The organism is Streptomyces sp. NBC_00885 (assembly GCF_045207475.1).
Classification (GTDB): Bacteria; Actinomycetota; Actinomycetes; order Streptomycetales; family Streptomycetaceae; genus Streptomyces.
Genome location: NZ_CP108796.1, coordinates 4,635,593 through 4,661,013, shown reverse-complemented (window position 1 = coordinate 4,661,013; position 25,421 = coordinate 4,635,593). Strand labels below are relative to the sequence as shown.

At 69.2% G+C, this 25,421-nt stretch carries 23 protein-coding genes; 14 read left to right on the top strand and 9 right to left on the bottom strand.

The window, feature by feature from the left end:
• Nucleotides 1–13 precede the first annotated feature (13 nt).
• On the bottom strand, nucleotides 14–1,939 hold the full coding sequence (locus tag OHA61_RS21190; RefSeq protein WP_406304333.1) for an FHA domain-containing protein: 1,926 nt from the start codon (nucleotides 1,937–1,939) through the stop codon (nucleotides 14–16).
• Between the two features lie 417 nt (nucleotides 1,940–2,356).
• On the opposite strand from OHA61_RS21190, the gene OHA61_RS21185 reads away from it, so the two are divergent.
• Nucleotides 2,357–4,069 carry a serine/threonine-protein kinase gene (locus OHA61_RS21185; RefSeq protein WP_406304332.1) on the top strand — a complete coding sequence of 571 codons (1,713 nt, stop codon included), beginning with the start codon at nucleotides 2,357–2,359 and terminating at the stop codon, nucleotides 4,067–4,069.
• A gap of 70 nt (nucleotides 4,070–4,139) precedes the next feature.
• Here OHA61_RS21185 and OHA61_RS21180 read toward each other — a convergent pair whose 3' ends face one another.
• Entirely contained in the window at nucleotides 4,140–5,138 is a 999-nt protein-coding gene (locus OHA61_RS21180; RefSeq protein WP_406304331.1) for a WD40 repeat domain-containing protein, read from the bottom strand.
• Nucleotides 5,139–5,248: 110 nt separating this feature from the next.
• Here OHA61_RS21180 and OHA61_RS21175 point away from each other — a divergent pair, with 110 nt between their 5' ends.
• Entirely contained in the window at nucleotides 5,249–5,962 is a 714-nt protein-coding gene (locus OHA61_RS21175; RefSeq protein ID WP_406304330.1) for a GDSL-type esterase/lipase family protein, read from the top strand.
• Between the two features lie 51 nt (nucleotides 5,963–6,013).
• On the opposite strand, the gene OHA61_RS21170 is transcribed toward OHA61_RS21175, so the two are convergent.
• Together OHA61_RS21170 and OHA61_RS21165 are read right to left on the bottom strand one after the other, a co-directional pair.
• Nucleotides 6,014–6,478, bottom strand: a complete 465-nt coding sequence (locus tag OHA61_RS21170) for a hypothetical protein (RefSeq protein ID WP_324972338.1) — start codon at nucleotides 6,476–6,478, stop codon at nucleotides 6,014–6,016.
• Nucleotides 6,479–6,713: 235 nt separating this feature from the next.
• Nucleotides 6,714–7,217, bottom strand: coding sequence for a carboxymuconolactone decarboxylase family protein (locus OHA61_RS21165; RefSeq protein WP_406304329.1), 504 nt, complete (start codon nucleotides 7,215–7,217; stop codon nucleotides 6,714–6,716).
• Nucleotides 7,218–7,242: 25 nt separating this feature from the next.
• On the opposite strand from OHA61_RS21165, the gene OHA61_RS21160 reads away from it, so the two are divergent.
• The 3 genes from OHA61_RS21160 (at nucleotide 7,243) to OHA61_RS21150 (ending at nucleotide 9,481) form a co-directional block, all read left to right on the top strand.
• Entirely contained in the window at nucleotides 7,243–7,758 is a 516-nt protein-coding gene (locus OHA61_RS21160) for a MarR family winged helix-turn-helix transcriptional regulator (protein WP_406304328.1), read from the top strand.
• 92 nt (nucleotides 7,759–7,850) lie between these two features.
• Nucleotides 7,851–8,441: a Uma2 family endonuclease gene (locus OHA61_RS21155; RefSeq protein WP_406304326.1), complete on the top strand. Its 591-nt coding sequence runs from the start codon at nucleotides 7,851–7,853 to the stop codon at nucleotides 8,439–8,441.
• 50 nt (nucleotides 8,442–8,491) lie between these two features.
• Complete coding sequence (locus OHA61_RS21150; RefSeq protein ID WP_406304325.1) at nucleotides 8,492–9,481, top strand: aldo/keto reductase; 990 nt, start codon at nucleotides 8,492–8,494, stop codon at nucleotides 9,479–9,481.
• A 139-nt stretch (nucleotides 9,482–9,620) separates the two neighbouring features.
• Here the strand turns inward: OHA61_RS21150 and thpR are convergent, their stop codons facing one another.
• The 3 genes from thpR to OHA61_RS21135 all read right to left on the bottom strand — a co-directional run bounded on the left by thpR (nucleotide 9,621) and on the right by OHA61_RS21135 (nucleotide 12,259).
• Nucleotides 9,621–10,190: an RNA 2',3'-cyclic phosphodiesterase gene (thpR, locus tag OHA61_RS21145; protein ID WP_406304324.1), complete on the bottom strand. Its 570-nt coding sequence runs from the start codon at nucleotides 10,188–10,190 to the stop codon at nucleotides 9,621–9,623.
• A 281-nt stretch (nucleotides 10,191–10,471) separates the two neighbouring features.
• Nucleotides 10,472–11,788, bottom strand: a complete 1,317-nt coding sequence (locus OHA61_RS21140; RefSeq protein WP_406304323.1) for an MFS transporter — start codon at nucleotides 11,786–11,788, stop codon at nucleotides 10,472–10,474.
• A gap of 27 nt (nucleotides 11,789–11,815) precedes the next feature.
• Nucleotides 11,816–12,259 (bottom strand): MarR family winged helix-turn-helix transcriptional regulator, encoded by a 444-nt coding sequence (locus OHA61_RS21135; RefSeq protein WP_406304322.1) that lies wholly within the window; start codon nucleotides 12,257–12,259, stop codon nucleotides 11,816–11,818.
• Between the two features lie 134 nt (nucleotides 12,260–12,393).
• Between OHA61_RS21135 and OHA61_RS21130 the strand changes: the two genes are divergently transcribed.
• Nucleotides 12,394–12,576, top strand: coding sequence for a ribbon-helix-helix protein, CopG family (locus OHA61_RS21130; protein WP_361913230.1), 183 nt, complete (start codon nucleotides 12,394–12,396; stop codon nucleotides 12,574–12,576).
• Here OHA61_RS21130 and OHA61_RS21125 read toward each other — a convergent pair.
• Nucleotides 12,569–14,023 carry an NCS2 family permease gene (locus OHA61_RS21125; RefSeq protein WP_406304321.1) on the bottom strand — a complete coding sequence of 485 codons (1,455 nt, stop codon included), beginning with the start codon at nucleotides 14,021–14,023 and terminating at the stop codon, nucleotides 12,569–12,571. The two genes, OHA61_RS21130 and OHA61_RS21125, sit on opposite strands and share 8 nt — an antisense overlap.
• A 180-nt stretch (nucleotides 14,024–14,203) precedes the next feature.
• Here OHA61_RS21125 and OHA61_RS21120 point away from each other — a divergent pair, with 180 nt between their 5' ends.
• From OHA61_RS21120 to OHA61_RS21105, 4 genes are all read left to right on the top strand, one after another.
• On the top strand, nucleotides 14,204–14,509 hold the full coding sequence (locus tag OHA61_RS21120; RefSeq protein ID WP_406304320.1) for a DUF2530 domain-containing protein: 306 nt from the start codon (nucleotides 14,204–14,206) through the stop codon (nucleotides 14,507–14,509).
• Between the two features lie 106 nt (nucleotides 14,510–14,615).
• Complete coding sequence (locus tag OHA61_RS21115; RefSeq protein ID WP_406304319.1) at nucleotides 14,616–17,075, top strand: HAD-IC family P-type ATPase; 2,460 nt, start codon at nucleotides 14,616–14,618, stop codon at nucleotides 17,073–17,075.
• 186 nt (nucleotides 17,076–17,261) lie between these two features.
• Nucleotides 17,262–18,092 carry a hypothetical protein gene (locus OHA61_RS21110; RefSeq protein WP_406304318.1) on the top strand — a complete coding sequence of 277 codons (831 nt, stop codon included), beginning with the start codon at nucleotides 17,262–17,264 and terminating at the stop codon, nucleotides 18,090–18,092.
• A gap of 127 nt (nucleotides 18,093–18,219) precedes the next feature.
• Nucleotides 18,220–20,055 (top strand): trypsin-like serine peptidase, encoded by a 1,836-nt coding sequence (locus OHA61_RS21105; RefSeq protein WP_406304317.1) that lies wholly within the window; start codon nucleotides 18,220–18,222, stop codon nucleotides 20,053–20,055.
• 18 nt (nucleotides 20,056–20,073) lie between these two features.
• On the opposite strand, the gene OHA61_RS21100 is transcribed toward OHA61_RS21105, so the two are convergent.
• Nucleotides 20,074–20,586, bottom strand: a complete 513-nt coding sequence (locus tag OHA61_RS21100) for an ATP-binding protein (protein ID WP_406304316.1) — start codon at nucleotides 20,584–20,586, stop codon at nucleotides 20,074–20,076.
• 187 nt (nucleotides 20,587–20,773) lie between these two features.
• Between OHA61_RS21100 and OHA61_RS21095 the strand changes: the two genes are divergently transcribed.
• From OHA61_RS21095 to OHA61_RS21080, 4 genes are all read left to right on the top strand, one after another.
• Nucleotides 20,774–21,688 (top strand): Scr1 family TA system antitoxin-like transcriptional regulator, encoded by a 915-nt coding sequence (locus OHA61_RS21095; protein WP_406307410.1) that lies wholly within the window; start codon nucleotides 20,774–20,776, stop codon nucleotides 21,686–21,688.
• Entirely contained in the window at nucleotides 21,645–21,779 is a 135-nt protein-coding gene (locus tag OHA61_RS21090; RefSeq protein ID WP_406304315.1) for a DUF397 domain-containing protein, read from the top strand. Before OHA61_RS21095 ends, OHA61_RS21090 begins: the two co-directional genes overlap by 44 nt.
• A 274-nt stretch (nucleotides 21,780–22,053) precedes the next feature.
• Nucleotides 22,054–22,755, top strand: coding sequence for a hypothetical protein (locus tag OHA61_RS21085; protein WP_406304314.1), 702 nt, complete (start codon nucleotides 22,054–22,056; stop codon nucleotides 22,753–22,755).
• A 145-nt stretch (nucleotides 22,756–22,900) separates the two neighbouring features.
• Nucleotides 22,901–25,399: a hypothetical protein gene (locus OHA61_RS21080; protein WP_406304313.1), complete on the top strand. Its 2,499-nt coding sequence runs from the start codon at nucleotides 22,901–22,903 to the stop codon at nucleotides 25,397–25,399.
• Nucleotides 25,400–25,421: the final 22 nt, after the last annotated feature.

Here is a 25,421-nt window from a genome sequence, read left to right as displayed (position 1 = left end):
GCGTCGTGCGGGTTCAGGACATGGATTCCCGCGGGACGCCGGCCGGCGCGGCGCTTCGGGGGTCGGCCGGACGCGAAATGTAGACCGGCGAGTCCGACTGGTAGAAGAGGTCGATGTCGGCCTCCTCCCCACCGACGATCAAGGTGTCCCAGGCGCCGCTCTCCTGCAGGACCCGGAGGGTGGCGGGCGCGATCGTGGCAAGGTGGGAGCGCAGTTCCTCGTCCGTGGGCATTCCGGGCACCCGGGACCCGAGACGCTCGCGGATCGCGACCATACGCTCCAGCAGTTCGTCGAGGTCGGGCCGCTGCGAGGCCGGGCCGGACCCGTGCGCCGATTCCGCGCTGCGGGCGATGATGTCCTTGATGGCGCGGGTGACGCCCTGTTCGTCGGTGGTCACCATGGCGTTCCAGGCCCGGCTCTTGTGCCGGTACTGCAGCATGGACATGGCCGCTTCGTGCCGGATGAAGTCGGCGTCGCGCAGTGGCTTTCCCCGCCACGAGCGACTGAGGGTGCGGGCGAGGGAAGTGGCGGAGGCGAGACCGCTGTTGAGGCCCCGACCGGGCCAGAAGTGGATGGCGTTGGCCGCGTCGCCCAGAAGGAGGCCGTATGTGCCCGGGCTCGTGGCGGTCGGGCGGCTGAGCTGAGCCGTGAACCTCGGACGCTGCACCATGTCCAGCCGGAACGACGTGATCGCGGACAGATCGTCCTCGGCCACACCGAACAGGTTCAGGCCCTGCCGGATCTCCTTCCACAGGGGCGAGCTGCGCAGCAGGGCGGGCAGGAAGAGCGTCCCGTGCGTGGGACAGCGGAACTCGTTGTCCTCTTCACGGCTCATCAGACAGGGACGTGCGGCGATGCACTCCTCGAAGACCTGGCGAACCGGATCGATGCCGATGACGTTCTTGGCCTCCTCGCGTGTGAGGCGCATGTTCAAGAAGCCCTCGCCCCTCAGCGAGTTGAGCAGGAACCGGTTCTGCGACACGGTCAGCAGCACACTCATCGGGTCCGACAGCTTCGACTTGACCCGAAGCCCCAGCACGACATCCTGCAGGTGCTCTCCGTCGAGGGAGTAGATCGACGCGTCGGCCCCGCCGAAACGGTCGGCGAAGTGTTCGCGGGTGCGGGAGCGCCCGCCCTCGCAGATCACCAGGATGTGCTCCTGGGAGAGGCGGTTGTGCTGCTCCTCCGGGTCGAATCGCTTCGGTACGAGCCGGATCGCCGCCCTCTTGTTCGCCAGCTCCAGGAGCCGGTCCTCGATGTAGGCGATCCGGATGTTACGGGGAGGGCGGCCGTCGACGGAGTCCGGTCCGACGGGCCACATCTCCGAGTAGGCACCCTCGTCGAACAGTGCCGACTGCACCTCCCGGGACAGCGCGAGATACTGCCGGCTCTGGACGGTCACGACCTGCTGGCGGCGGACGTTGCCCTGGGCCTCACTCTTCCAGACGACCCCGGAGTCGTTCCTGGTCCATCGTCCGTCGTGGATGGTGATCGCCACCCGCCCGTGCAGCATCTCCTCCAGCGCCAGCGCGAAGGCAAGACCCACCGGGCCACCGCCGGTGATCGTCACCCGCAGAATGCCGGGGTCCGCGACGGCGCCGAGCCGCGGGACGTCGAGTTGGGAGAGGTCCATGACCGTCTCCATGACGTCCTGCGCTTCATAGAGGAACGATTCCTCACCGATCCGTATGCAGTCGTTCGGACGCAGCACATGTCGGGTGATCCGCTGGTCGTTGACGAACGTGCCGTTCCTGCTGTCGCGGTCGTAGAGGACGAAGCCCGCGTCCTCCACGACGATCTCAGCGTGCAGACGGGAGGCGTTGGGGCTCACGATCACCACGCCGCTGTCGCTCTTGCGCCCGAAGGTGAGGGGGGCGCTGCCCAGAACCACGCTCTGCCCCGTGAAGGGACCCGTGCGCCCTACGATGACCGATGGCACTCCACACTCCTTGCGAACGATGCCCATATCCGGTAACTGGCCCGCCCCGGACCGCCAATTGGGCCCGGGTGCCGACGCGTACGACACCAACACATCGTCGTGAGGGGTTGATTCCACCTTTCGCGACCATTCGTCCCGGGCCGCGAAGAGCCTAAAGCGTCTGGTCATCGGCCGCCAGGGCGGCCCTCAGGCGCGTACCACAAAAGCGTACGGGATAGGCTCCCCCGCACCGCGTCGAACCGAAAGCCCCAGTCCGTACGTGGTGTTGGCGACGGCTCTCGCAGGTTCTGCCCTGGGTGAGAGCGAGCCGCCCCGCCTCGCGGCGAGCCCCGGTCGGCGGCCGCATGAGCGATCCTGAAGAGCGACGTCCGCGCACCGCCGCCGAGCCGCTTCACAAGGAGAGGGAGAATCGCCCCGATGTACAACGAGGAATCCACGCCGGAGAAGTCGGACGACGGACGGCTGGTCGCAGACCGCTATCGCCTGCTGTCCCGTCTCGGCGAGGGTGGCATGGGAACCGTGTGGCGCGCTCGCGACGAGAAACTGCACCGGGAAGTCGCCGTCAAGGAGGTGCGCGCCCCGGCCGGTCTGCGCGCCGACGACATCGCGCGGATGTACAGCCGGCTGGAGCGGGAGGCGTGGGCGGCGGCGCGGATAGCCGACCGCAACGTGGTGACGGTCCATGACGTGGCGATGGACGACGAGCGCCCCTGGATCGTGATGGAACTGATCCGTGGCCGGTCACTGGCCGATCTGCTGAGCTCCGAGGGGCCGATCACCCCGCAGCGTGCCGCCCGCATCGGTGCCGAGGTGCTGACCGCGCTGCGCGCCGCCCATGCCGTCGGGGTCGAACACCGGGACGTGAAGCCGGCCAATGTGCTGCTCGCCGACGACGGAAGGGTGGTGCTCAGCGACTTCGGCATCGCGATGGTCGAAGGCACATCGGCGCTGACCATGACCGGTGAGGTCGTCGGCTCCCCCGAGTACCTGCCGCCGGAGCGGGCGCTGGGCCGCGGCTCCGGCCCCGAGTCGGACCTGTGGTCCCTCGGTGTGATGCTGTACGCGGCCGTCGAGGGCACCTCCCCGTTCCGGCAGAACTCGGCGCTGAGCACCCTGCGCGCCGTCGTCGACGCGGAACTTCCTTCTCCGCGCCGGGCCGGCCCTCTCGCTCCCGTCATCGAAGGACTCCTACGCAAGGAGCCCGCCGAACGGACCTCCGCCGAGCAAGTCGCCGTGGCCTTGCGGAACATCGGCGAGGCGGTCACGTCGCCCGTCGACGACAGCGCAACGTCGGAGACCACCGACGCGCCGACGATCGCTGCGGGCCTCGCGAGACAGCCGTCGCCCCACGAAACGGCCTCGACGACCACCGTCGCAACCCCGGACTCCTTGACCACCCCAGAGCCCGAGACAATCGACGTCGCGCCGCTCGAACCCACGACGACGGCAGCACCAGTCGCACCGCCCGCCGCGTCCCCCGAGCCCAGCACCACCCACGTCACGACGCCCGCGCCCGTCACGGCGCCCGCGCCCGTCGCTCCGCCGGTGGCCCCACCTGTCGCAGGCACCGACCACGCCTGGGCCCCCGCCGCCATCACCCCTCCCATGCCCTCCGGCCCTCGGCGCAAGCGGCGCGCGGCCGTGGTGTGGGCAGGCGCGGCCGTGTGCACACTGCTCGTGGCCGGGTTGGCCTACGCGCTGGTCAACCGCCACGAGGACACCGACGCGAACGCCAACCGGACTCCCGCCGGGGGTATCGCGTCGTCGCAGGGGGCCAAGAACCCGTCGGCCGCGCCGGCTGTACGGGTTTCGGTGACGGGCTCGAACACAACGTATGCGGGCGCCTGCCCGCCGCCGGGCGATCAGGCGCCCACGTTCACGGCGACATTCACCGTGACGGAGCCGTCTCAGATCTCCTACCGCTGGGTGTCCAAGGACGGTTCAGTGGTCGATCCGCACTGGCGCATCCTGTCGATCGGGGAGGCGGGAGGGGGTACGGGCCACGACACTGTGAGCCTGACGACGTGGTCGAAGGGCGGGACGCTGAAGAGCGAGATCGGCGTGGAGATCCGCCGGCCCTTCAACGCGACGTCCAACACGGTTCCCTTCTCGATTACGTGCGGCGGTTGAACGGATCGCCGAGCTCGCCCGGACCACCGGAGTGCCGCACGTCAAGTCCGGCAAGGACGACTAGCCACGTCTAGTTTCGCCGCAGCAGCCGCTTGAACCCGAGAACGAGCGCCGTGCCTCCGGCGAGGGCGATCAGCCCGTACGTGAAGTTCCCGGTCCCGCCGCTGCCGCCGCTGCTGCCCGCGTCGCCCGAACTCCCGCTTCCGGAGTCAGGCGTGCGGCCCTTGTCGGACGAGGACTCCTTCCCGAGGGCGACCCGCTGCACGTCGCTCTGCCCGCCCTCCGAGCCGAACATCAGCGCCTTGCCGTCGAGGGTGTACGTCACCGACTCGGCCTGCCCCTGAAGGGGCGCCTTCACGCGGTGGTCGGCGCCGAGGCGGCCGCCGTTCCACTCGTATCCGCGCGCGCTGAAGTAGGAGCGCAGCACCAGTTCCCTGCCGTCGGGCGAGAAGGCTCCGTCGGTCACCCACGGCACCTCGCCGATCCGCCGGAAAGTGTTCGTGCCCGAGGAGGTGAGCTTCGCGGGCCCCTCGTACAGCCCGCCGCCGTCCTCGTTCTTCGACGCGATATAGACCCGCCCGGTCTTGGGATGCACCATCAGCGCCTCGGCGTTCCGCGCCCCGTCCTCGTATTTGACGGTGTACTGCGTCGCCCGGACGGTCATGTCCTTGAGGGCCTTCGGCTCGGGGAACGCGTAGATCCAGACGTGGTCCCAGCTGCCGTTCAGGTTGTCGCCGATGTCCCCGACGTAGACCTTCCCGTCCGGGCCGACCGAGATCGCTTCCATGTCACGGGGCTTCCCGACCCCGCTGAGGGTGATCGTCGCGACCGTCTCGCCGGTCTTGGAATCGACCGCGAAGACGCGCGGCTCGTCCTGGTCGTTGTGCGTCCAGTACACCCCCGGGTGCGCCCGGCTGGCGGCGAGCCCGCTGGACTCCGTGATGCGCGGGTCCTTGATCGTGAAACCGGAGTCGTCGTCGGCGGAGGCGGGGACGGCGGCGAGCACCAGGACCGCGAGGGACGCGGCAACGGCCCCGGCGGCCCCGGTGACGTACGGAAGCGAACGCATGCCCCCCAGCCTGCCACCTCGCCCGTGATGCCTCCGGTCCGGCGGCGGTCCGGCGGCCGTGGTCAGCCTCACATCGCAGGTGCGGGGCTTGATCGGACATGATGGCCCCCATGCGTTTCATGTTCGTCGGCGACTCCATGACCATCGGACGCGCCGGCGACTACACCTGGCGCTACCGGATGTGGCAGCACCTTGCCACGACCTTCGAGGGCCCGTACGAAATCGTCGGCCCCCGGACCGAGCTCTACGACACGTCGGCGAACGCACCGGTCTCCCACACCTACGCCGATCCGGCCTTCCCGGCCGAAGCCCGCCGCCATCTGTCCGGCTGGGGCGAGGGCTGGCTCCACATGGCCCCGGTCATCCGCGAGGCGGTCGCCACGGAGCGGGTGGACATCCTGCTGGTCTCGCTCGGCCTGATAGACCTCGGCTTCTACACGGACAGCACCCAAACGGCCCTGAACGCCCGCCGGTTCATGGCCGAGGCCCGCGCCGCCAACCCCCGTGTACGGATGGTCCTGCTGCCGGTCATCCCCAACGTACGGGCCCGCTCCGACGCCCCCTTCGCGGCGGAGTGCGACCGCTTCAACGAACTCCTGGCCAAGGCGGTCGCCGACCTGGACACGGCCTCCTCGCCGGTCCTGCTGGCGTCGCCGCCGCAGTCGTACGCCCTTGACGCGGACACGTACGACGGGACGCACCCGGGCCCGACGGGCGAACACAAACTGGCGGCGGCGTTCGCGGACACGATGCACCAGGCGTGGGGGCTGGGCGGGCCGTACGGCGTCACGGCGGGGCCGTCAGAGCCGGGCGCCGCCCACTGATCGGGCGGCGTCCCGCGCGCGGGGCGCCGCCCCATTTGCTGCCTACGGCCGTCAGAACACGAACGGGCCGGGCGTCTGCGCGGACGTGGCGTTGCACGTCACCGTGATGCCGAAGACGACGACCGTCAGCGACTTCCCCTCCAGGCTGTCGCCCGCGGCGACCGTCCCGGTCAGCGGCCCGGTGGACACGTCGCCCCCCGCCGGGATGGCCGGGTTGGAGCTGCCGGTGAACGTCGCCGTACCGGAGCCGTTCTTGGTGAGGTTGAGGGTCGACCTGACCGAGTTCGCCGAGATGGCGATGGGCGACTTGATGGCCGAAGTCGACACGCTGATGGTCGCGGCCGTGCCGTCCTGAGTGGCCGTGAGCGTCGCCGTGCCGGAGCCGAAGGAACCGCAGTCGAAGGAGAGGGTGGCCGTCTCCGGCGTCACGGCGGTGGCGATGGGTGCCATGACGAGCACGCCCGCGGCGACAGCTCCGCCCAGTAACGCGCCTGTTGTGAATGTGCCGTACTTCATGGGGTCCCGCCTTCGTGTGGGGGTTACGGGTCTGGCGTCACCGGCCAGCACATCAGATCCGCGGCTCGGCTCCTGACGAGCGGTCAGCGACACACCGTCATTGCGGCATGGACACCTCAAAATGGCAAGACGGATTCCGCAAGCTTCGCCGCGCACCGGCCAGTTCCGGCCTCCACCTGCGCGGAGCCGATCCGCGTCCCGCCGGGGCGCCCGCCTCCGGGCGCCCCGACGCCCCCTACGCCCGGGTGAGCCGGTTGGCGAGCGTCGACATCGTGTACGTGCCGATGCCCATGACCACCTCCAGCGCGTTCTGCTCGGTATAGCCGTGCGCGAAGAACGCCTTCAGCTCCTCGTCGCCCACGCCGCCCGCCGTACGCAGCGCCTCCAGCGTGAACTGCCGTACCGCTTCGAGCCGTTCGTCGCCGAGCGGCGTCCGCTCGCGCAGCGCGGCGACCAACTCCTCGTCCGCGCCCAGCGCCCGCAGCTTGCCGGTGTGCATCTCGACGCAGACATGGCACTCGTTCCGCGTGGCGACCACCATGATGACCACCTCGCGGGCGAGGGGATCCAGGGTCGCCTGCTCGAACATCGCGCTGAGCTTCAGGAAGCCGTCCAGCAGCTGCGGCGAGGAGGCGAGCCGCGCGACGGCGGGTGGCAGGTGACCCAGATGTTTGATCGTGGACTCCATGGCACGACGCGACGCGGTCGGGGCCGATTCCAGGGTGTGTTCGGTGAACATGCGAGAGCCTCCTACAATCGACAACATGGTTGACGAAAAGAAGGTAAACCAGGTTGTCGAATCGCGCAACGGTCTTGGCGACACACCTGGTTACGAGCTGCCCCTGCTCCTGTTCGCCGGGTTCCGCTCCCTCATCGACCGCCTCCACGCCGAACTGGCCCAGCAGGGCCACCCGGATGTCCGGCCCGCGTACGGCTTCGCGATGCAGGCGATCGGCGCCGGCGGCGCGACCGCCAGCGAGATCGGCCGACGCCTCGGGGTCTCCAAACAGGCCGCGGGCAAGACGGTCGACCGCCTCGTCACCCTGGGCTATGCGGAGCGCACGGACGACCCGTCCGATGCCCGCCGCAAGCTCGTCCGCCTCACCCCGCACGGCATCGACGCGCTTACCCGCTCGGCGGCGATCTTCGACGAACTGCGGGCGGAGTGGGCGGGCGCGGTCGGCGCGGGGCGCGTACGCGATATCGAGGAGACGCTGCGTACGGTCGTCCCGTCGGATGCGTTCCGGCTGGACGCGGCGGGGTGGTTCGGCGGCGCGTGACGAGTTGTCGCCACGGTGTGACGTCGTCACCGTGCGTATCGTTGTACAAGGCGACTGCATGCAACCCCGCGGCAGTGGGGAGGAGCGCCACGATGACCGTCGTAGAGAGCGGCAGGATCGACATGGCCGACGACAACGCTGAGCGCTTGGACCAGTGGTTCAAGCGGCTTGAGCAGATGCCCGTCCCCGAGGGAGTCAAGGTCGAGATCGTCGGGGGAAACGTCTTCATGTCGCCGCAGCGGAACGTCCATTGGCAGATCACCCGCAGAATCGTCAGAGCGCTGGAAGACAAGTTCGGCATGGATGTCGAAGTGCTGTCGGACGTGCGCATCGATTTCCCGGGCCATGAGAACGGCCTCTGCCCGGACGTGGCAAAACTCCGCGAGGGAGCACTGCCGGACAGCCAGGACCGCTGGCACTACGAGGACGTCGAGTTCATCGCCGAGGTCATCTCCCAGGGCACCGGCTTCAACGACTACGGCCCCAAGAAGACCGTCTTCGCCACTGCCGAAGTGCCCGTCTACCTCATCGCCGATCCCTACCAGGGCAAGTGCCACCTCTACACCCGGCCCAAGGACGGCGATTACATCGGCGAACAGACGGTCGCCTTCGGCGCGGACGTCGACCTCACCGCCACCCCCCTGGGGCTCACCCTCTCCACCGCCGAGTTCCCCCGCGACTGACCCCTTATCCCCTTGCCTGGAGCGCGCTCCAAGGCGTTGGCTGAATAACCATGAAGTACACACAGCTCGGACGCACCGGACTCAAGGTCAGTCGACTCGTCCTCGGGACGATGAACTTCGGGCCGCAGACCGACGAGGCCGACAGTCACGTCATCATGGACACCGCGCTCGGCGCGGGGATCAACTTTTTCGACACCGCCAATGTGTACGGCTGGGGCGAGAACAAGGGCCGCACCGAGGAGATCATCGGCTCCTGGTTCGCCAAGGGCGGCGACCGGCGCGACAAGGTGGTCCTGGCCACCAAGGTCTACGCGAACATGGCCGCCGACGGCGACGCCTGGCCCAACCACGACCGGCTCTCCGCGCTCAACATCCGCCGGGCCGTCGACGCGAGCCTCAAGCGGCTGCAGACGGACCACATCGACCTCTACCAGTTCCACCACATCGACCGCCGCACACCGGTCGAGGAGATCTGGCAGGCCATCGACACCCTGATCGCCCAGGGCAAGATCCTCTACGCCGGCTCGTCCAACTTCCCCGGCTGGAAGATCGCCCAGACCAACGAGATCGCCCAGAAGCGCGGCTCGTACGGCCTCGTCAGCGAGCAGTGCCTCTACAACCTCGCCGAACGCCGCGCCGAGATGGAGGTCATTCCGGCCGCGCAGGAGTACGGACTGGGGGTCATCCCCTGGTCGCCGCTGCACGGCGGGCTGCTCGGCGGCGTGATCAAGAAGGAGAACGAGGGCAGGCGCCGGGCCTCGGGCCGCTCGGCCGACGCGCTCACGAACACCGAGGTGCGGGCACAGGTCCAGGCGTACGAGGACCTGCTCGACAAACACGGACTGGAGCCCGGCGAGGCCGCGCTGGCCTGGCTGCTCACCCGGCCGGGTATCACCGGTCCCATCGTCGGCCCGCGCACCGCGGACCAGCTGGCCTCAGCGCTGCGCGCCGTGGAGCTGGAGCTGAGCGACGAGGTGCTGTCCGGGCTGAACGAGATCTTCCCCGGTCCGGGGCCGTCTCCGGAGGCCTTCGCCTGGTAGGTGGGTGTGGCAGCAGTGACGCGGCCGTGGGGCGGTCAGGCTACTGGCCGACCACGGCCGCCACGGCGATGATCGCGAACATCAGCACGAGTACGCCGGCCATGATCTGGTTTCTGGTCTTGGGGTTCACCCTTCGAGACTAACCGGCCCGCCCGAGCGGCCAGGCACCGACCGTCTCGTACCGCGGCTGCTCGCCGCGCACCCCGCTCACCGGCAGATTGCTGCGTACGAGCGCGAGCTCGCCGACCTCCCACGGCGCGCCCTCGAAGGCCTCCAGTTCCTCGACGAACGGGCGCAGATCCGCGTCGTCACGGCTGCGGGCAATCGTGAGATGGGCCTGGTAGCGGCGGTGCTCGTCCATGCCGATCCCGGCCCGCCGTGCGGCAGCGTCCGCGCGCTCGGCGAGCAGCCGCATCTCCTCCAGGCCGCCCGCCGCACCCGCCCACAGCGCCCGGTGCCCGAAGCGCCCACCGTGGTACAGCCGCAAGGGGAAGGCAGCGGTCCGATGCGCGGCCCGCCCGAGCCGCTCGTGCAGCTCGGGCAGCAGGGCGTCGTCGACCTCCCCCATGAAGGCCAGCGTGAAGTGCCAGCCGGGCCGACCGGTCCAGCGCAGGGCGTCCGCGCCGGGGAGGGTTCGCAACCGGTCGACTTCCAGGGCGAGTTCGTCGACGGCGGGGGGCGGTGGGAGTACGGCGGCGAAGAGTCTCATGATCCGAGTCTGACGCAGACGGGGTCGCCTGCGGCGGGCTTGTTCCCCACCCCGCCCCTTCCCGAACTGGGGCTCCGCCCCAGACCCCGCGCCTCAAACGCCGGCGGGGCTGAGATGTGCGGCCCAGCCGCACATGTCAGCCCGTCCGGCGATTGAGGACATGCGGCCGAAGGTCGCATACGGGGGTCTGGGGGCCTGCCCCCAGTTCGGGAAGGGGCGGGTGGGGGAACAGCCCCGCGCAGCGGCACCCCGGCACACCTCATCCCGCACCCGGCGACGCCTCACGCCGCCGTCGCCAACTCCTCCCTCGGCACGAACTCCACATGCCTCCGCCCCCGCCGCAGATCTATTTTCAGGCGCAGCCCGCCCACGCGGGCGAGCATCACGCCGACTCCTATCGCCGCAACCAGCGCCACCGCACCGCCCGCCGCGAAGCCGATTCGCGGTCCGTACGTGTCGGTGATCCAGCCGACGAGGGGCGCGCCCAGCGGCGTACCGCCCACGAAGACCATCATGAACAGGCTCATCACCCGGCCCCGCATGGCCGGTTCCGTCACCATCTGGATGCTGGAGTTGGCCGTGACATTGACCGTCAGGCCGAACATCCCGATCGGCACCAGCAGCACCGCGAAGATCCAGAACTGCGGCGCGAACGCGGTCACGATCTCCAGGACACCGAAGAGCATCCCCGCGGCCACCAGCACCCGCAGTCGCGAGGTCCCGCGCCGGGCCGCGAGCAGGGCTCCCGCCAGGGAGCCGGCTGCCATCAGGGTGTTGAGCAGGCCGTACGTACTGGCACCGGAGTGGTAGACGTTGTTGACGAAGGCCGAGAGCCAGATGGGGAAGTTGAAGCCGAAGGTGCCGATGAAGCCGACGAGGACGATCGGCCAGATCAGCTCGGGCCGCCCCGCGACGTACTTCAGTCCCTCCCGCAGCTGCCCCTTGCCGCGCGGCGCGCGCTCGATCTTGTGGAGCTCACCGGTGCGCATCAGCAGCAGGCCGGCGAGCGGCGCGATGAAGGACAGGCCGTTCAGCAGGAAGGCGTAACCACTCCCGACGGCCGTGATCAGTACACCGGCGACGGCCGGGCCGACCAGCCGCGCGGACTGGAAGTTGGCGGAGTTGAGGCTGACCGCGTTGGACAGCTGCTCCGGGCCGACCATCTCGGCGACGAAGGACTGGCGCGCCGGATTGTCGACGACCGTGACAAGGCCGAGAAGGAAGGCCGTGAGGTAGACGTGCCAGACCTGGACATGGCCGCTGAGCGTGAGCGCGGCGAGCGCCAGGCCGGTCAGGGCCATCGCCGACTGGGTCGCGACGAGCAGCTGCCGCTTCGGCAGCCGGTCGGCGAGCACCCCGCCGTACAACCCGAACAGGAGCATGGGCAGGAACTGCAGCGCGACGGTGATGCCGACGGCGGACGCGGATCCGGTGAGGCTGAGCACCAGCCAGTCCTGGGCGATGCGCTGCATCCAGGTGCCGGTGTTGGAGACGACTTGCCCGGTGGCGAAGAGCCGGTAGTTACGGATCTTCAGCGAGCTGAACATGGTTGTAGGGGAGGGTGCGGGTGCGGAGTGTGCTCCGGGTCCCGGACTCAAAAGTGTTCGCCTCCTTGGTTGTGCGGATCAGAGGTGCGCGAGCTTCTCCAGTACGGGGGCGGCTGCGCGCAGCTTCGCCCAGTCGTCCTCGTCCAGACCCTCGGCGAGCGAGGCCAGCCAGGCGTTCCGCTTGCGGCGGCTCTCTTCGAGCATGGCCTCGGCCTGCTCGGTCTGGCTGACGACCTTCTGCCGGCGGTCATCGGGGTGCGGCTCGAGCCGGACGAGTCCCTTGGCCTCGAGCAGCGCCACGATCCGGGTCATGGACGGTGGCTGGACATGCTCCTTGCGGGCCAGCTCACCGGGGGTGGCGTGGCCGCAACGGGCGAGGGTGCCGAGCACCGACATCTCGGTCGGGCTCAGCGATTCGTCGACGCGCTGATGCTTCAGGCGCCTGCCCAGCCGCATGACGGCCGAGCGCAGGGAGTTCACGGCGGCGATGTCGATGTCATCACCATGGGACAGGTCAGGCATGTTCTTTAGCGTAACTCATTACCCAGCCTAAAGACCAGTGGAGGTTACTGCCGCGCCGACTTCCTCACTCATATGAGTGAGACGGATCCGGAAAGTGACGCGGCTGCGGCGGCGGTCCGGCGACTCTGACTGCCATGGAATCGACTGTGCTCAGCCTCCGCATAGACGATGAGCTCCTCGACCGGCTCAGGCACCATGCCGCCCGACGCGGAATGAGCGTCCAGGACTATGTGGTCCGGACGCTCATGCGCGATGACTTCGACGAACGCTTCAAGGCGGCCGTCGACGAGACAGAGAAGTTCTACGGGCTTACGTAAGACCCAGCGCCGGCATCGCGTAGTAGAAGACGAACACCGCCGACACCACATACATCGCGACGGGCACCTCGCGCCCCCGCCCGACGGCGAGCCTCAGCACGCTGAAGGCGATGAAGCCGATGCCGATGCCATTGGTGATGGAGTACGTGAACGGCATCATCACCATCGCCAGGAAGGCCGGGACAGCGACGGTGAAGTCGTTCCAGTCGATGTCGCGGACCGAGCCCGCCAGGATCAGGAAGCCGACCGCCAGCAGCGCGGGCGTCGCCGCCTGGGAGGGGACCATCGTGGCGAGCGGCGTGAGGAACAGCGCCACCGCGAAGAGCGCACCCGTGACGACGGAGGCGAGTCCGGTACGGGCTCCCTCGCCGACGCCCGCCGTGGACTCCACGAAGCAGGTGTTGGCGGACGACGAGGTCGCACCACCGGCCGCCACCGCGATGCCGTCCACGATCAGGACCCGGTTGATGCCGGGGAAGCTGCCGTCCTTGTCCATCAGCTTGGCTTCGTCGCCGACGCCGAGGATGGTGCCCATCGCGTCGAAGAAGCAGGACAGCAGCACGGTGAAGACGAACAGCGCGCCCGTCAGAAAGCCGACCTTCTCGAAGCCGCCGAAGAGGCTGACCCGGCCGACGAGCCCGAAGTCGGGGGACGCGACCGGATTTCCGGGCCAGGTGGGCGTGGTCAGACCCCAGGACGGGACCGTGGCGACCGCGTTGACGACCATCGCGACCACCGTCATCACGACGATGGAGATCAGGATCGCGCCCGGCACCTTGCGGATGATCAGCGCGAGCGTGAGCAGCGCGCCGACGGCGAAGACCAGGACCGGCCAGCCGTCCAGATGACCGCCGGTGCCCAGCTGGAGCGGGACGGTGGTCTTGGCGACGTCCGGGATACGGGAGACGAAGCCCGAGTCGACCAGGCCGATCAGCATGATGAACAGGCCGATGCCGATCGCGATGCCCTTGCGCAGACTGCGCGGCACGGCGTTCATCACGCGCTCGCGCAGACCGGTGGCCACCAGCAGCATCACGACGAAACCTGCGAGGACGACCATGCCCATCGCGTCCGCCCAGGACATCCGGGGCGCGAGCTGGAGGGCGACGACGGTGTTCACGCCGAGTCCGGCCGCGAGCGCGATCGGGACATTGCCGATGACGCCCATGAGGAGCGTGGAGAAGGCCGCGGTCAGCACGGTGGCGGTGACGAGCTGGCCGCCGTCGAGCTGGTGCCCGTACATGTCCTTCGCGCTGCCGAGGATGATCGGGTTCAGCACGATGATGTAGGCCATCGCGAAGAACGTGGCGAATCCGCCGCGGATCTCGCGGGGGACCGTGGAGCCGCGCTCGGAGATCTTGAAGAAGCGGTCCAGGCCGCCGCGGGGCCCGGGGGGAACCGGGGCCGGGAGCGCGGAGTCGACCTTGGCGGTGGCCGTGGGGGGCATGCGAGACCTCGTCGATCATTTGGCCGGTTTTAGACGTTCCTACGACTAAAACCAGTCGGACGCAAACCGCTTCAGTATGAACGTATAAGGCGGATTGTGGTATCTCCGCGCGTAGACCCCCGAGGTCAGAGGGGTCACGGGGGTGTGAGGGGCCGGTACGGGGCAACCTAGACTGGCCGCATGGCGAAGTGGACCCCCAAGCACGAGGCACCCGAGCCCCTGGAGGGGCCCGTCGTCGCCACCATCACCGGCGGCACGATCCTCTGGTTCGTCCTCTTCCTCGTCCAGATCCCCTTCTACAACTGGTTCGCCGAGCGTGACCTGATGTGGTGGGTGTGGACCTGCCTGGCCGGCGGCGGTCTCGGCCTGATCGGCATCTGGTACGTGCGCCGCCGGGACGCGGCGCTCAAGCGGGCGAAGGCGGAGTCCGCGGAGACCTCCCCGGACGAGCAGAACGCCGCCGCCGCGCGCGACGAAAGCAAGTGACCCCTACGGCACCCCTACTGCCGAAGGACGATTCACCTCCTACCCCGGTCTGATCTGCCGCGCACTCGGCGGGTGAACCGGCCCCTCCCGCCGTACCGTCGAAACCATGACGCAGCGGGCGAGGATCGACACAGACGGCCCCGAGCCGGGCGGCCCCGCCATCGACGCGGGAGCCGAGCTGGATCCCGTACATCCCCGAAAGCCGCCGAAGTCCGCGCTCACGCCACGGGCCGAGGGGCTGACGACGGCGGAGGTCGCCGAGCGGGTGGCGCGCGGCGAGGTCAACGACATACCCGTCCGCTCCTCGCGCTCCACCGTCGACATCGTCCGCGCGAACGTCTTCACCCGCTTCAACGCCATCATCGGCGTGCTGTGGGTGATCATGCTCTTCGTCGCGCCGTTCCAGGACAGCCTCTTCGGCTACGTGATCATCGCCAACACCGGAATCGGCATCATCCAGGAGCTGCGCGCCAAGAAGACCCTGGACTCCCTGGCGCTCATCGGCGAGGCCAGGCCGAAGGTACGGCGGGACGGCACCGCCGCGGAGATCTCCACGTCCGAGATCGTCCTCGGCGATCTCGTCGAACTCGGCCCCGGCGACAAGGTCGTCGTGGACGGCGACATGGCGGAGGCGGACAACCTGGAGATCGACGAGTCGCTGCTGACGGGTGAGGCCGACCCGGTGATCAAGCACCCCGGGGATCCGGTGATGTCGGGATCCTTCGTGGTCGCGGGCGGCGGCGCGTTCACGGCGACGAAGGTGGGGCGGGAGGCGTACGCGGCACAACTCGCGGAGGAGGCGTCCCGGTTCACGCTCGTCCACTCCGAACTGCGCAGCGGTATCAGCACGATCCTCAAGTACGTGACCTGGATGATGATCCCGACCGCGATCGGGCTCGTCATCAGCCAGCTGGTCGTCAAGGACAACAACTTCAAGGACTCGGTGGCCAGGACCGTCGGCGGCATCGTGCCGATGATCCCCGAGGGGCTGGTGCTGCTGACGTCCGTCGCATTCGCGATCGGGGTCATCCGGCTCGGCCGCAAACAGTGCCTGGTGCAGGAACTCCCCGCGATCGAGGGGCTTGCGCGGGTCGACGTCGTCTGCCTCGACAAGACCGGCACGCTGACCGAAGGCGGCATGGACGTCACGGAGCTGCGGCCGCTGGGCGGTGCGGACGAGTCGTACGTACGCAAGGTGCTCGGCGCCCTCGGCGAGTCCGACCCGCGGCCCAATGCCTCCCTGAAGGCGATCATCAACACGTATCCGGACAGCGAGGACTGGCGGTGCACGGAGTCACTGCCGTTCTCGTCCGCACGCAAATACAGCGGTGCCAGCTTCAGCGAAGGCAACGGCGAGAGCTCCACCTGGCTGCTCGGCGCGCCCGATGTGCTGCTGCCGCAGGACGACGCGGCCCTCGCGGAGATCGAGCAGCTCAACGAACAGGGCCTGCGGGTGCTGCTGCTCACAAGGGCCGCGGGCGAACTGTACGCCGCCTCCGTCGCCGCCGGGGCGCGGCCGACCGCGCTGGTCGTCCTGGAACAACGGCTGCGACCGGACGCGGCCGACACGCTGCGCTACTTCGACGAGCAGAAGGTCCACGCCAAGGTCATCTCCGGCGACAACGCGGTGTCCGTGGGCGCGGTGGCCGGGAAACTCGGTCTGCCCGGCGCCCAGAACACGGTCGACGCGCGCCGACTGCCCGCCGAACAGGCCCCGATGGCCGAGTCCCTGGACGCCCACTCGGTCTTCGGCCGGGTCACCCCGCAGCAGAAGCGCGACATGGTCGGCGCACTGCAGTCGCGCGGCCACACGGTCGCGATGACGGGCGACGGGGTGAACGATGTGCTCGCCCTGAAGGACGCGGACATCGGCGTCTCGATGGGCTCGGGCTCGGAGGCGACCAAGGCGGTGGCCCAGATCGTGCTCCTCAACAACAGCTTCGCGACGCTGCCGTCGGTGGTGGCGGAGGGCCGCCGGGTGATCGGCAACATCACACGGGTCGCCACGCTGTTCCTCACCAAGACGGTCTACTCCGTGCTGCTGGCCATCCTGGTGGTCTGCTGGCAGGTCGAATACCCCTTCCTGCCACGGCACTTGACGCTGCTGTCCACGCTGACGATCGGCGTACCGGCCTTCTTCCTGGCGCTGGCCCCGAACAAAGAGCGCGCGAAGCCGGAGTTCGTACGCAGGGTGATGCGGTACGCGATCCCGGCGGGGGTGATCGCGGCGGCGACGACATTCGCGACGTACCTGCTCGCGCGCTCCTACTACAGCGGCCCCGGCTCCCTCGACGCGGAAACGAGCGCGGCGACGCTGACGCTGTTCCTGGTCTCGATGTGGGTCCTGGCGATCATCGCCCGGCCGTACACCTGGTGGCGGGTGTGCCTGGTGGCGGCGATGGGTGCGTGCTTCCTGATCGTGCTGATCGTGCCGTGGCTCCAGGACTTCTTCGCGCTGAAGCTGGTGGGAGCGGTCCTGCCGTGGGCCGCGGTCGGGATCGCGGCGGCGGGGGCGGTGCTGCTGGAGGTGGCCTGGCGGGCGGTGGCCCGGAGGTACGGGGCGTAGCCGACCGCTCAGGCTGCGAGCCCGCCAACGTGCCTTCATCTGTACAGCCCCTGACAGTGTGTAAAGCTCTGGCCTGTAGGGTCTTCCGGAGCAACTCGGTGGGGGGCCGGGTGCGTTGAGCCGAGCCTGAGAGTGCCCCCATCAGTCGCGCACATCGGACACAACGAAGTCCATGGGGGACCATTCATGAAATACATCGGCTTGGGGCGCAAGCTCAGCGCCATAGCCGCCGGCGCAGCGTTCGCCCTGCTCCTTCCCGCCACGGCTGCCGACGCCGCCAACACCGCCGCCACCCAGGTCTATTCGGGCAACGGCTGGAAGGCACTGTCCGGCATCCATTCCCTGTCGGGGGACGGCACCGGATACACGATCCAGTTCGCCACCGCCGATGCCCGGACCAAGCTCGGCCCCACCGCCAAACAGGCCGCGGCCCAGCTCACCTCGGTGACCGGCATCAAATTCACCGTCTCGACGACCCTCAAAGCCTCCCCCGAGGGGTGCGCGGCCCAGCCACGCCACGTCCTGACGCTGGGCACCAAGTACCGCCCGTTCGACGGCAAGCGGGGCATGTCCCGCGCGTGGCACTGCTACAACACCGGGGACCACAGCGTGTGGGGCGGATGGTCGTGGATCGACACGGAGTACTGGTCGAGGCCCGACTGGTTCAGCGGCAACAAGACCACCAACGCGGCCATTCTCAAGAACGCCATCAACCACGAGATCGGCCACATGGTCGGCCTGGACCACCCGAACAAAGACCTCAACCATGACGGCAAGACGGCCGATTTCGAGTGCCCGCTGACCCCGAAGAAGTTCCGGCCCTTGATGTGCTCGCCCAACGGCGGCTACACCACGGCGGACGGCGGGGGCAAGTTCACGTCGCTCGAGACACCTGGTCTCAAGCAGCTCGCGGTCAACTGGACCCTGCCTGCCCCGGCTGCTCCGGCTGCCAAGACCCGCTTCACCACGACGGCACCCGGCATCGACAGGGGCGCGCTCGGCGGAGCCGAGTCCTGAGGCGAAACACAGGCAACACCTGAGGCAGCAACGCTCCTCAAATCTCGGGGTGCCGCCGGTGCGGCCGATGCCACCTGCGGCACCCCGAAACACTGCACCCACTCATCCCCTCCAACGGAGTTCCCTGTTGCGTAAAGCTCTCGTGGCCCGCCTCACCGTCTCCCTGGCGTGCTACGCCCTGGCCACCGTTGCCACGAGCACCGTCTCGCTGGCGGCCGACCAGCCGTCACCCGTACCCCCGAGCCCGTCTCAGGACCGGGCGGGCGCGCCGGTGCAGCCGAGCGGCGGCGCCTGGTCGGTGGATGAGGCGCTGCGGTTCTGGACGCCGGAGCGCATCGCGTCCGCCACCGATCCTTCCGGCCGGCCCGGCCCCGCCCTGCCGGGGCGCAGTGCGTCGTCGCCACGCGCCAGAGCGGACGTGGGGCAGCAGTTCGCGGGCGTCCGCTCCGTCGGCATCCTCTTCACCGTCGGCTCCGACATGCGGGCGCACTACTGCTCCGCCAGTACGGTGCAGAGCCAGGGACGCAACCTGATCCTGACGGCAGGCCACTGCCTCAACGCCAAAGCGGTCTTCGTGCCGCAGTACGACTCGTCCAGGACGCTCAAGCAGCAGCCGTACGGCATCTGGCCCGTTGAGGAGTGGTTCGCCGACAAGCGGTACGTGAAGAACAGCCGGGGCCCGGAGTCCGACCTCGACTACGCCTTCGCCCGGGTCAAGCCCAACGGCACCACCAACCTCCAGGACTCCGTCGGCGGCAGCACCCTCGCCCGCCCCGCCACACCGGAGAACGCCGTCACCTCCGTCGGATACCCGAACGTCGGGCGTAACCCGCAGGACCGGCCCGTCCAGTGCACCAGCCGGACCCAGGCCCTGCCGGGCTACAACCAGATGCGGGTCGACTGCGCCGGCATGTGGGACGGCGTGTCCGGCGGACCGTTCTTCTCCACCCTCGACCGTGCCAGGGGCACCGGCGAGATCATCGGCAACGTGGGCGGCTGGAACGGCGGCGGACCGGGCGTGCCCACCTCCCACCCCGCGTACAACCGCATCTCCTACAGCCCCGTGTACACCGACCGCTTCTTCCAGCTGTACGACGATGCGGACAACGGCCGCCACAACGACTTCGGCCCCTACCGCCAGCCGACGCTGCCCTTCGCGATGGGCGGCTGGGAGCAGTGGCAGAACGCCAGGCTACTGGCCACGGGAGAGTTCACCGGCGAGGGAAGCGGCGACCTGATCGCGGTCTGGGCGGACGGCTCGGTGGATCTCTACCGGGGCAGCGGCACCGGCGATCCGCAGCGTCCGTTCTCCGCCACCGTACGGCTCGCCGCCCCCGGAAGCGTGTGGAAGAACGCGCGCGCCATCGCCGGGGGAAAGTTCACCGGCAGCGGCACCGACGGGCTCGTCGTGCGCTGGAGCGACGGTGAGCTGAGCGAGTACCGGCATGTCGACAAGACGGGCTTCCACGACGAGAAGACCCTGGCCAAGCACAAGAACTGGCAGAACGCCCGGCTGATCAGCGTCGGCCGGCACACCCCCGGTGCGCTGCGGGACGACCTGGTCGTCGTCTGGGCGAACGGCTCCGTCGGCATGTACGCGGACGTCGACACCAAAGCGGTGAGCAAGGGCACCTTCCTGGCGAAGCCGAACAAGACCTGGCCGTACGCCACACAGATCAGCTCCGGTCAGTTCACCGGCAGGAACTCCGACGACCTGCTGGTCCGCTGGGCGGACGGCGAAACCACCATCCACCCGGGTGCGGACTTCGCCGGCCTGCACGGCGAGATCAAGATCCGTCCGTCGAAGTCCCCCTGGTCCCGCGCAGACGTCGTGACCGCGGGCGCCTTCGGCCCCGACACCACGCGCAACGACGTCCTGGTCCGCTGGCGGGACGGGAGCGTCACCCTGTATCCGGACGTCGACAAGGCGGGCTTGCACAAGGAGACAAAGCTGGTGCGATAGCGCACCGGGTATCAGCCCTCAGGGCTCGAAGGCCAGCGCCACCTCCGCCCATACGGTCTTGCCGATGGGCACGCGGGGCGTCGCACCCCAGCGACTGGCCAGCACGTCCACGAGGAGCAGGCCGCGGCCCGACTCGTCGTCGGGCGCAGGCTCGGGCGGGCTGGTCGGGGGCCGGTCCGGGGAGGCGTCCGAGACCTCGATACGGATCAGGCACGGCCGTACCTCGAAGCTGAGGCGGAGGTGGAACTCGCGCCCGGGGACGCGGCCGTGCCGTACCGCGTTGGCGGCGAGTTCGGCGATCAGCAGGGCCACAGTGCACGAGAGGTCCGACGTCGGCGGATGCCCCCACTCCTCAAGGCGCCGCACTGCCAGCCGTCGGGCGAGCTGCGCTCCCCGGGCCGACGAGTTGAACTGCGCGGCGAACGTGCGGTCTTCCACTCCGGCATCGTGGGCCTCCCCTCCGAGCACCCCTACGGTCGATTCCGTCTCGCGCTCCGGGCCGTCGCCCGACATGGCCATGGTCTTCAGCACGTGCCGTCCATCCCAGTCCGTCGATCCCTGACACGACCCACAGTGCCCACTGTGTGTACGGGTCGTAACATTCCGTGCTCAAGAATCGTCCGCCGCGCCTACGCTCGGAAGGTGACGACGCCTTACATCGCAAGCGGTAAGGAACGGAAGTGAGCCCATGGCCAAAGGAATTCAGCCCGAGGAGTCGATGGCCGCGCTCTTCGGTTCACGTGTCCGCAGACTCCGTACGGCCGCCGGGCTGACCCAGGCCGAACTGGGCGCCAGAACGCATGTGGTGAGCACCCGGATCACCCAGATCGAGCGCTCGTCCGGCGCGAAACCGACACTGGAGCTGGCTCGGGCGCTCGACGCGGCCCTCGGGGCGGACAACCTGCTGGTCGACCTGTGGCCGTACGTCTACCGGGAGGCATTCCCCGACTGGTCACGGGCGTTCATGGCGCACTCGGCGCGAGCGGTGTCCATCGGGCAGTACGCGGCACATGTGGTGCCTGGCCTCTTGCAGACGGAGGAGTACGCACGCGCCCTGCTCAGCGTCGGCCGCTCGCTCACCGGCGAGCAGCAGTTGGAGGAACGCGTTTCCGCGCGGCTCGCCCGGCAGGAACGGCTGCACGCTCCCGATCGCCCGGAGCTCTGGGTGGTGCTCGACGAGTCTGTGATCCATCGTCCCGTGGGCGGACCGGAGGTGATGCGCAGGCAGTTGGCGCGGCTGCTGGAGGCGGCCGAGGAGCGTCACATCACCGTGCAGGTGCTGCCGTTCGACCAAGGCGCGCATGACGCGCTCGGCGGCTCTCTGACCGTGCTGTCCCTGCCCGACGGCACCAGGGTGGCCTACACGGAGGGCGCGCATTACGGCCAGCTTGTCGAGGATCCGCCCGAGGTCAATGACCTCGCCCTGACCTACGATCGGTTGCGGGCGGCTGCGCTGCCCCCGCTCATGTCGCTCGACATGATCCGGTCCGTGATGGAGGGCAACTATCGTGCAGCGAAGGTCCCGTCCCGATCTGAACGGCGCCGCGTGGCGCAGCAGCAGCTACAGCAATCAGGAGGGGGGCGACTGCGTGGAGGTGGCGGACGGATTCCCCGGCGTCGTGCCCGTCCGTGACAGCAAGGCCCCGCACGGTCCGGCGCTGGTCCTCTCGGCGGCCTGCTGGGCCTCGTTCATAGACCGGTTGAAGTCCGCCGACCGGGACTGAGCCGACCGGGAACCGGCTCCCGCTGCGGCCTCCTGGGGCTGCCGGAACCTCGCGCGCCAGGGTCCGGCGGGCCACGAACTCCCCCAAAGAACCTGGGGTCAAGAACCACCTGCCCTCCCTCCCCTCCCTCTCGTCACCCGGACGAGTGACTGGCTTGCGGGGGCGGGAAGTTGGCGGTTACGTTCGCCGCAACAACCCCAGACATATGACGGCCCCCGGCCAGGACGGCAATCCTGATCGAGGGCCTCACCGATCAGGAAGCAACACCTTCCCGATGGCTGAATCGCAGTCTAACGCGCCCCTGCGCGCCCCCGCCGGAGCACCGACCTCCGGCGTGATCCACGTCCGTACCCGGCTCGCCGCCGACTTCACGGTGATCGCCAACGCCCTTGTGCAGCGCCGCGGAAGCGCGGTCACGGTCGGCGTTGCGGCCTACATCCTCTCGCTGCCGGACGGCGCACCCGTACGCATCGACGCACTGTGCGAGCACTTCACCGAGGGCGAGATCCTCATCTCCCGGGCCCTGCGGGAACTGGAGGCGGACGGCTATCTGGAGCGACGGCGCGAGCGCGGCCTGGGCGGCGTGCTGCGTACCCGGACGTTCTTCTACGACGTGCCGCGTGGCGAGGAGCCCGAGCCTCCGGTGCCGCCATCGCCACCGCGTCCGCGCAGGTCCGGACCGTCTCCGCGGAAGCCCGAGGGCACCGCGCTGTGCCGCGGGCAGGCACACGCGAAGCGGATCACGGCCGCGCTGGAGGCCGTCCACAGCGAGGCGGACCTGCGGTCCAAGCTGACCGCTCTCGGCTACCCCGAGTCCATCGTCGAGGTGTACAAGACGGGAGGCTCCCTGGGCTTCACGTTCAGCGTCCCGGAGGCGGGCCCGTGCATCACCGGCATGCTGACCTCGCCCGTGAAGGTCGAGGCCCACGGCCACCACATGGAGGGCGGCTGCATGGAACCCAAGGGCGGACACTGAACCCGTGACCAGTGCGATTACGCTACGCCCCACCACAGTGATCGCTGTGACATCCGAGGCGTGGGAGACGCCCGGGTGACAAGGGGTGGGGAGATCCGCATTGATACTGCGGCGTACCGCAAAACTTCGAAGAACCGTGTACGGCGTGCTGGTGGGGACGCTGGCGGCGAGCGCCGTCGTGCTCGCGCCGGGATGGGGGCAGGCAGCCGGGGCGCCGTCGGCCCCGTCCGCAGCGGCTCCGGTTCCGGCCGCAGGGGCGAGGCTCGCCACCGGTGAGCGGCTGGAAGTCGTCCCGGCCCGGGGGAAGTCGCATCCCGGCTTCCGTATCGTGCCGAAGCGGCAGGGCGAGCAGATCGGCCAGTACGCGTTCAGCACCGCGGGGGGCAGGCTGCAGGTGCAGCCCGTGGGGCTGAAGAAGCCCGCGAAGGCCACCACAGTCGGCATCGGGGCACCGACAAGGTCCGCTACCGCTCCGCGTGCCGCGCTCGCCGCGTACGCGGTGAAGATCCAGCTCGCCAACGCCGACCACTTCGGACCCATCATTCAGGTGTGGGACCGCAAGACCTGGACCCACTACGAGGTCGACGAGGAGCAGTTCGGCAGCTCCGGCAAGGTCTCGCTGCCGCCCGGCGACTACATCACCGTCGGGATGTTCAGCAACTGGCAGCAGCCCGACCATCTCCTCACCAAGACGTTCACCGTGAGGGACCGCGGCGTGACCGTGACTCTCGACGCGAGCATCGCCAAGGAGACGGGGATCACCGCGGACGACTCGTCCGCGCGCCGCTACGCCGCCGCGGTGTGGATGCGCATGCCGAACGGGGACATCGTCGGATTCCTGGGCGGCTGGGGCAACAAGGTCTACGTGACGCCCCTCTCATTGCCCGGCGCCTCGCTGCGCGTCCACGAAGTGCTGGTGAAGGCGGGGACCACGGGCAACAACCCGAGCCCGTACCGATACAACCTCTTCCACGCCTTCCCCGGCGGCGTGCCCGCCTCGCCCAAGGTCCAGGTACGCACGGCCGACCTGGCGCGAACGGTCACCACCCTGCGTTCGGCGGGCGACGACACCACAGGCTGGTTCTCGTCATGGGCCGACGTCAGCGACTCGCCCGGCGTCAACCTCCCGTCCCCGGTCCGCTTCCCCTCCACAGTCACGGAGTACACGACGCCGGGTCAGGCCTTCGGCCGCAGTGTCTCGTACGACGGGGGCCCCACGCTCGACGCGAAGCCACGCACCCTCCCCAAGGGCACCGGTCCGGACGAGACGTTCGGTGTCGCGCCCTTCGCCGCTCGCCCCTTCTCACCCTCCGGCGCGGTCCAGCGAGGCTCCAAGCTGTCGGTGTACGAGCCATGGGCCTTCAGCGACACGCTCGGCCACGAGGGAACCGACTTCGAGGCCGTCCAGGACTTCCTGCTCACCTCGCGCGGCACGAAGATCGCCGAGGTGAAGGACCTGGAGATCCCCATGACGTGGACCGCCACCGTCCCGCAGACGCGGACTCCTTACGAGCTGACCCACACGGTGCGGCACAAGGGACGGCCCACCCGGTTCTCCACCCGGCAGACGACCGAGTGGGCGTTCAGCTCCGACGGTTACTCCGCCTACGAGGGCAAACTGCCGCTCGCGGACGTCGACGTTCGCGTCGACGGCCTCGACATCCGCAATGCGGCGGGCGCTGCGCCCATCACGATCGAGGCGGTCGCCACCTCTCGTACGGCGGGGGCGACGCCGACCGTGACCGGCCTGGACTACTCCGCCGACGACGGCGCGACGTGGACCGCTCTGCCCGTCGCGGACTCGGGCGGGCGGGCCTCGGCCGAGCTGTCCGTCCCGCAGGGCGCGCGGTACATCTCTCTGCGCGTGAGCGGCAAGGATTCCGAGGGGTCGAGCGTACGCAGGACAGTGGTCCGGGCGTTCGCCGGCCCGGCGCCCACGTCCGACGAGACCGTGGGCTCCACCAGGATCACGAACGTCGTCGTCAACAACGGCAGGGTGATCGCGCCGGTCATGTACGACGATCCGAACAAGACTCCGTACACAGTGCGGTACACGGTCACCGACCCGGCAGGACTGGCGGATACAGGCGTGCTCCTCCACCGGAGTGACCCCGGAGGGCCGGATGCCGTGATCCGCACATGGGCCCCCGTCTGCACCACAGTGGACGCCACCACGTCCGCGTGCGAGGCGCCTTTCCAACTCAACGCACGCAGCATGCTCGGCCGAAACGATCTCGCCGGTGAGTGGAAAGCCGCCATCTGGGCACGCTCCCTCGACGGACGGAGTTTCACCGATCAGAGCGATCTCGGCACGGCCCAGATCCTGCGCGAGACGCGCGTGACGATCAACGCCCCGACCGTTCCGGTGACCAAGGGCACGGCGTTCACCGTCTCCGGCATCGCCGGGATCGCCGACTGGTCGACCGGCCGCTGGAATGCGCTGCCGGGGAAGACGGTGCAGCTGGAGTTCCGCAAGCCGGGCACCTCGGCGTACACCATCGCCGCCAAGGTGACCGCCGACGCGACGGGCACGGTCACATCGGCGCCCAAGGCCGCGTACGACGCCAACTGGCGCTGGCTGCTGCCCCGCACGGCCGGTGTGGGGGCGGCCGCCTCGCCAGTCGTCTTCGTTGACGTCCGCTAGGACCTGTCTGACGCACGGTACG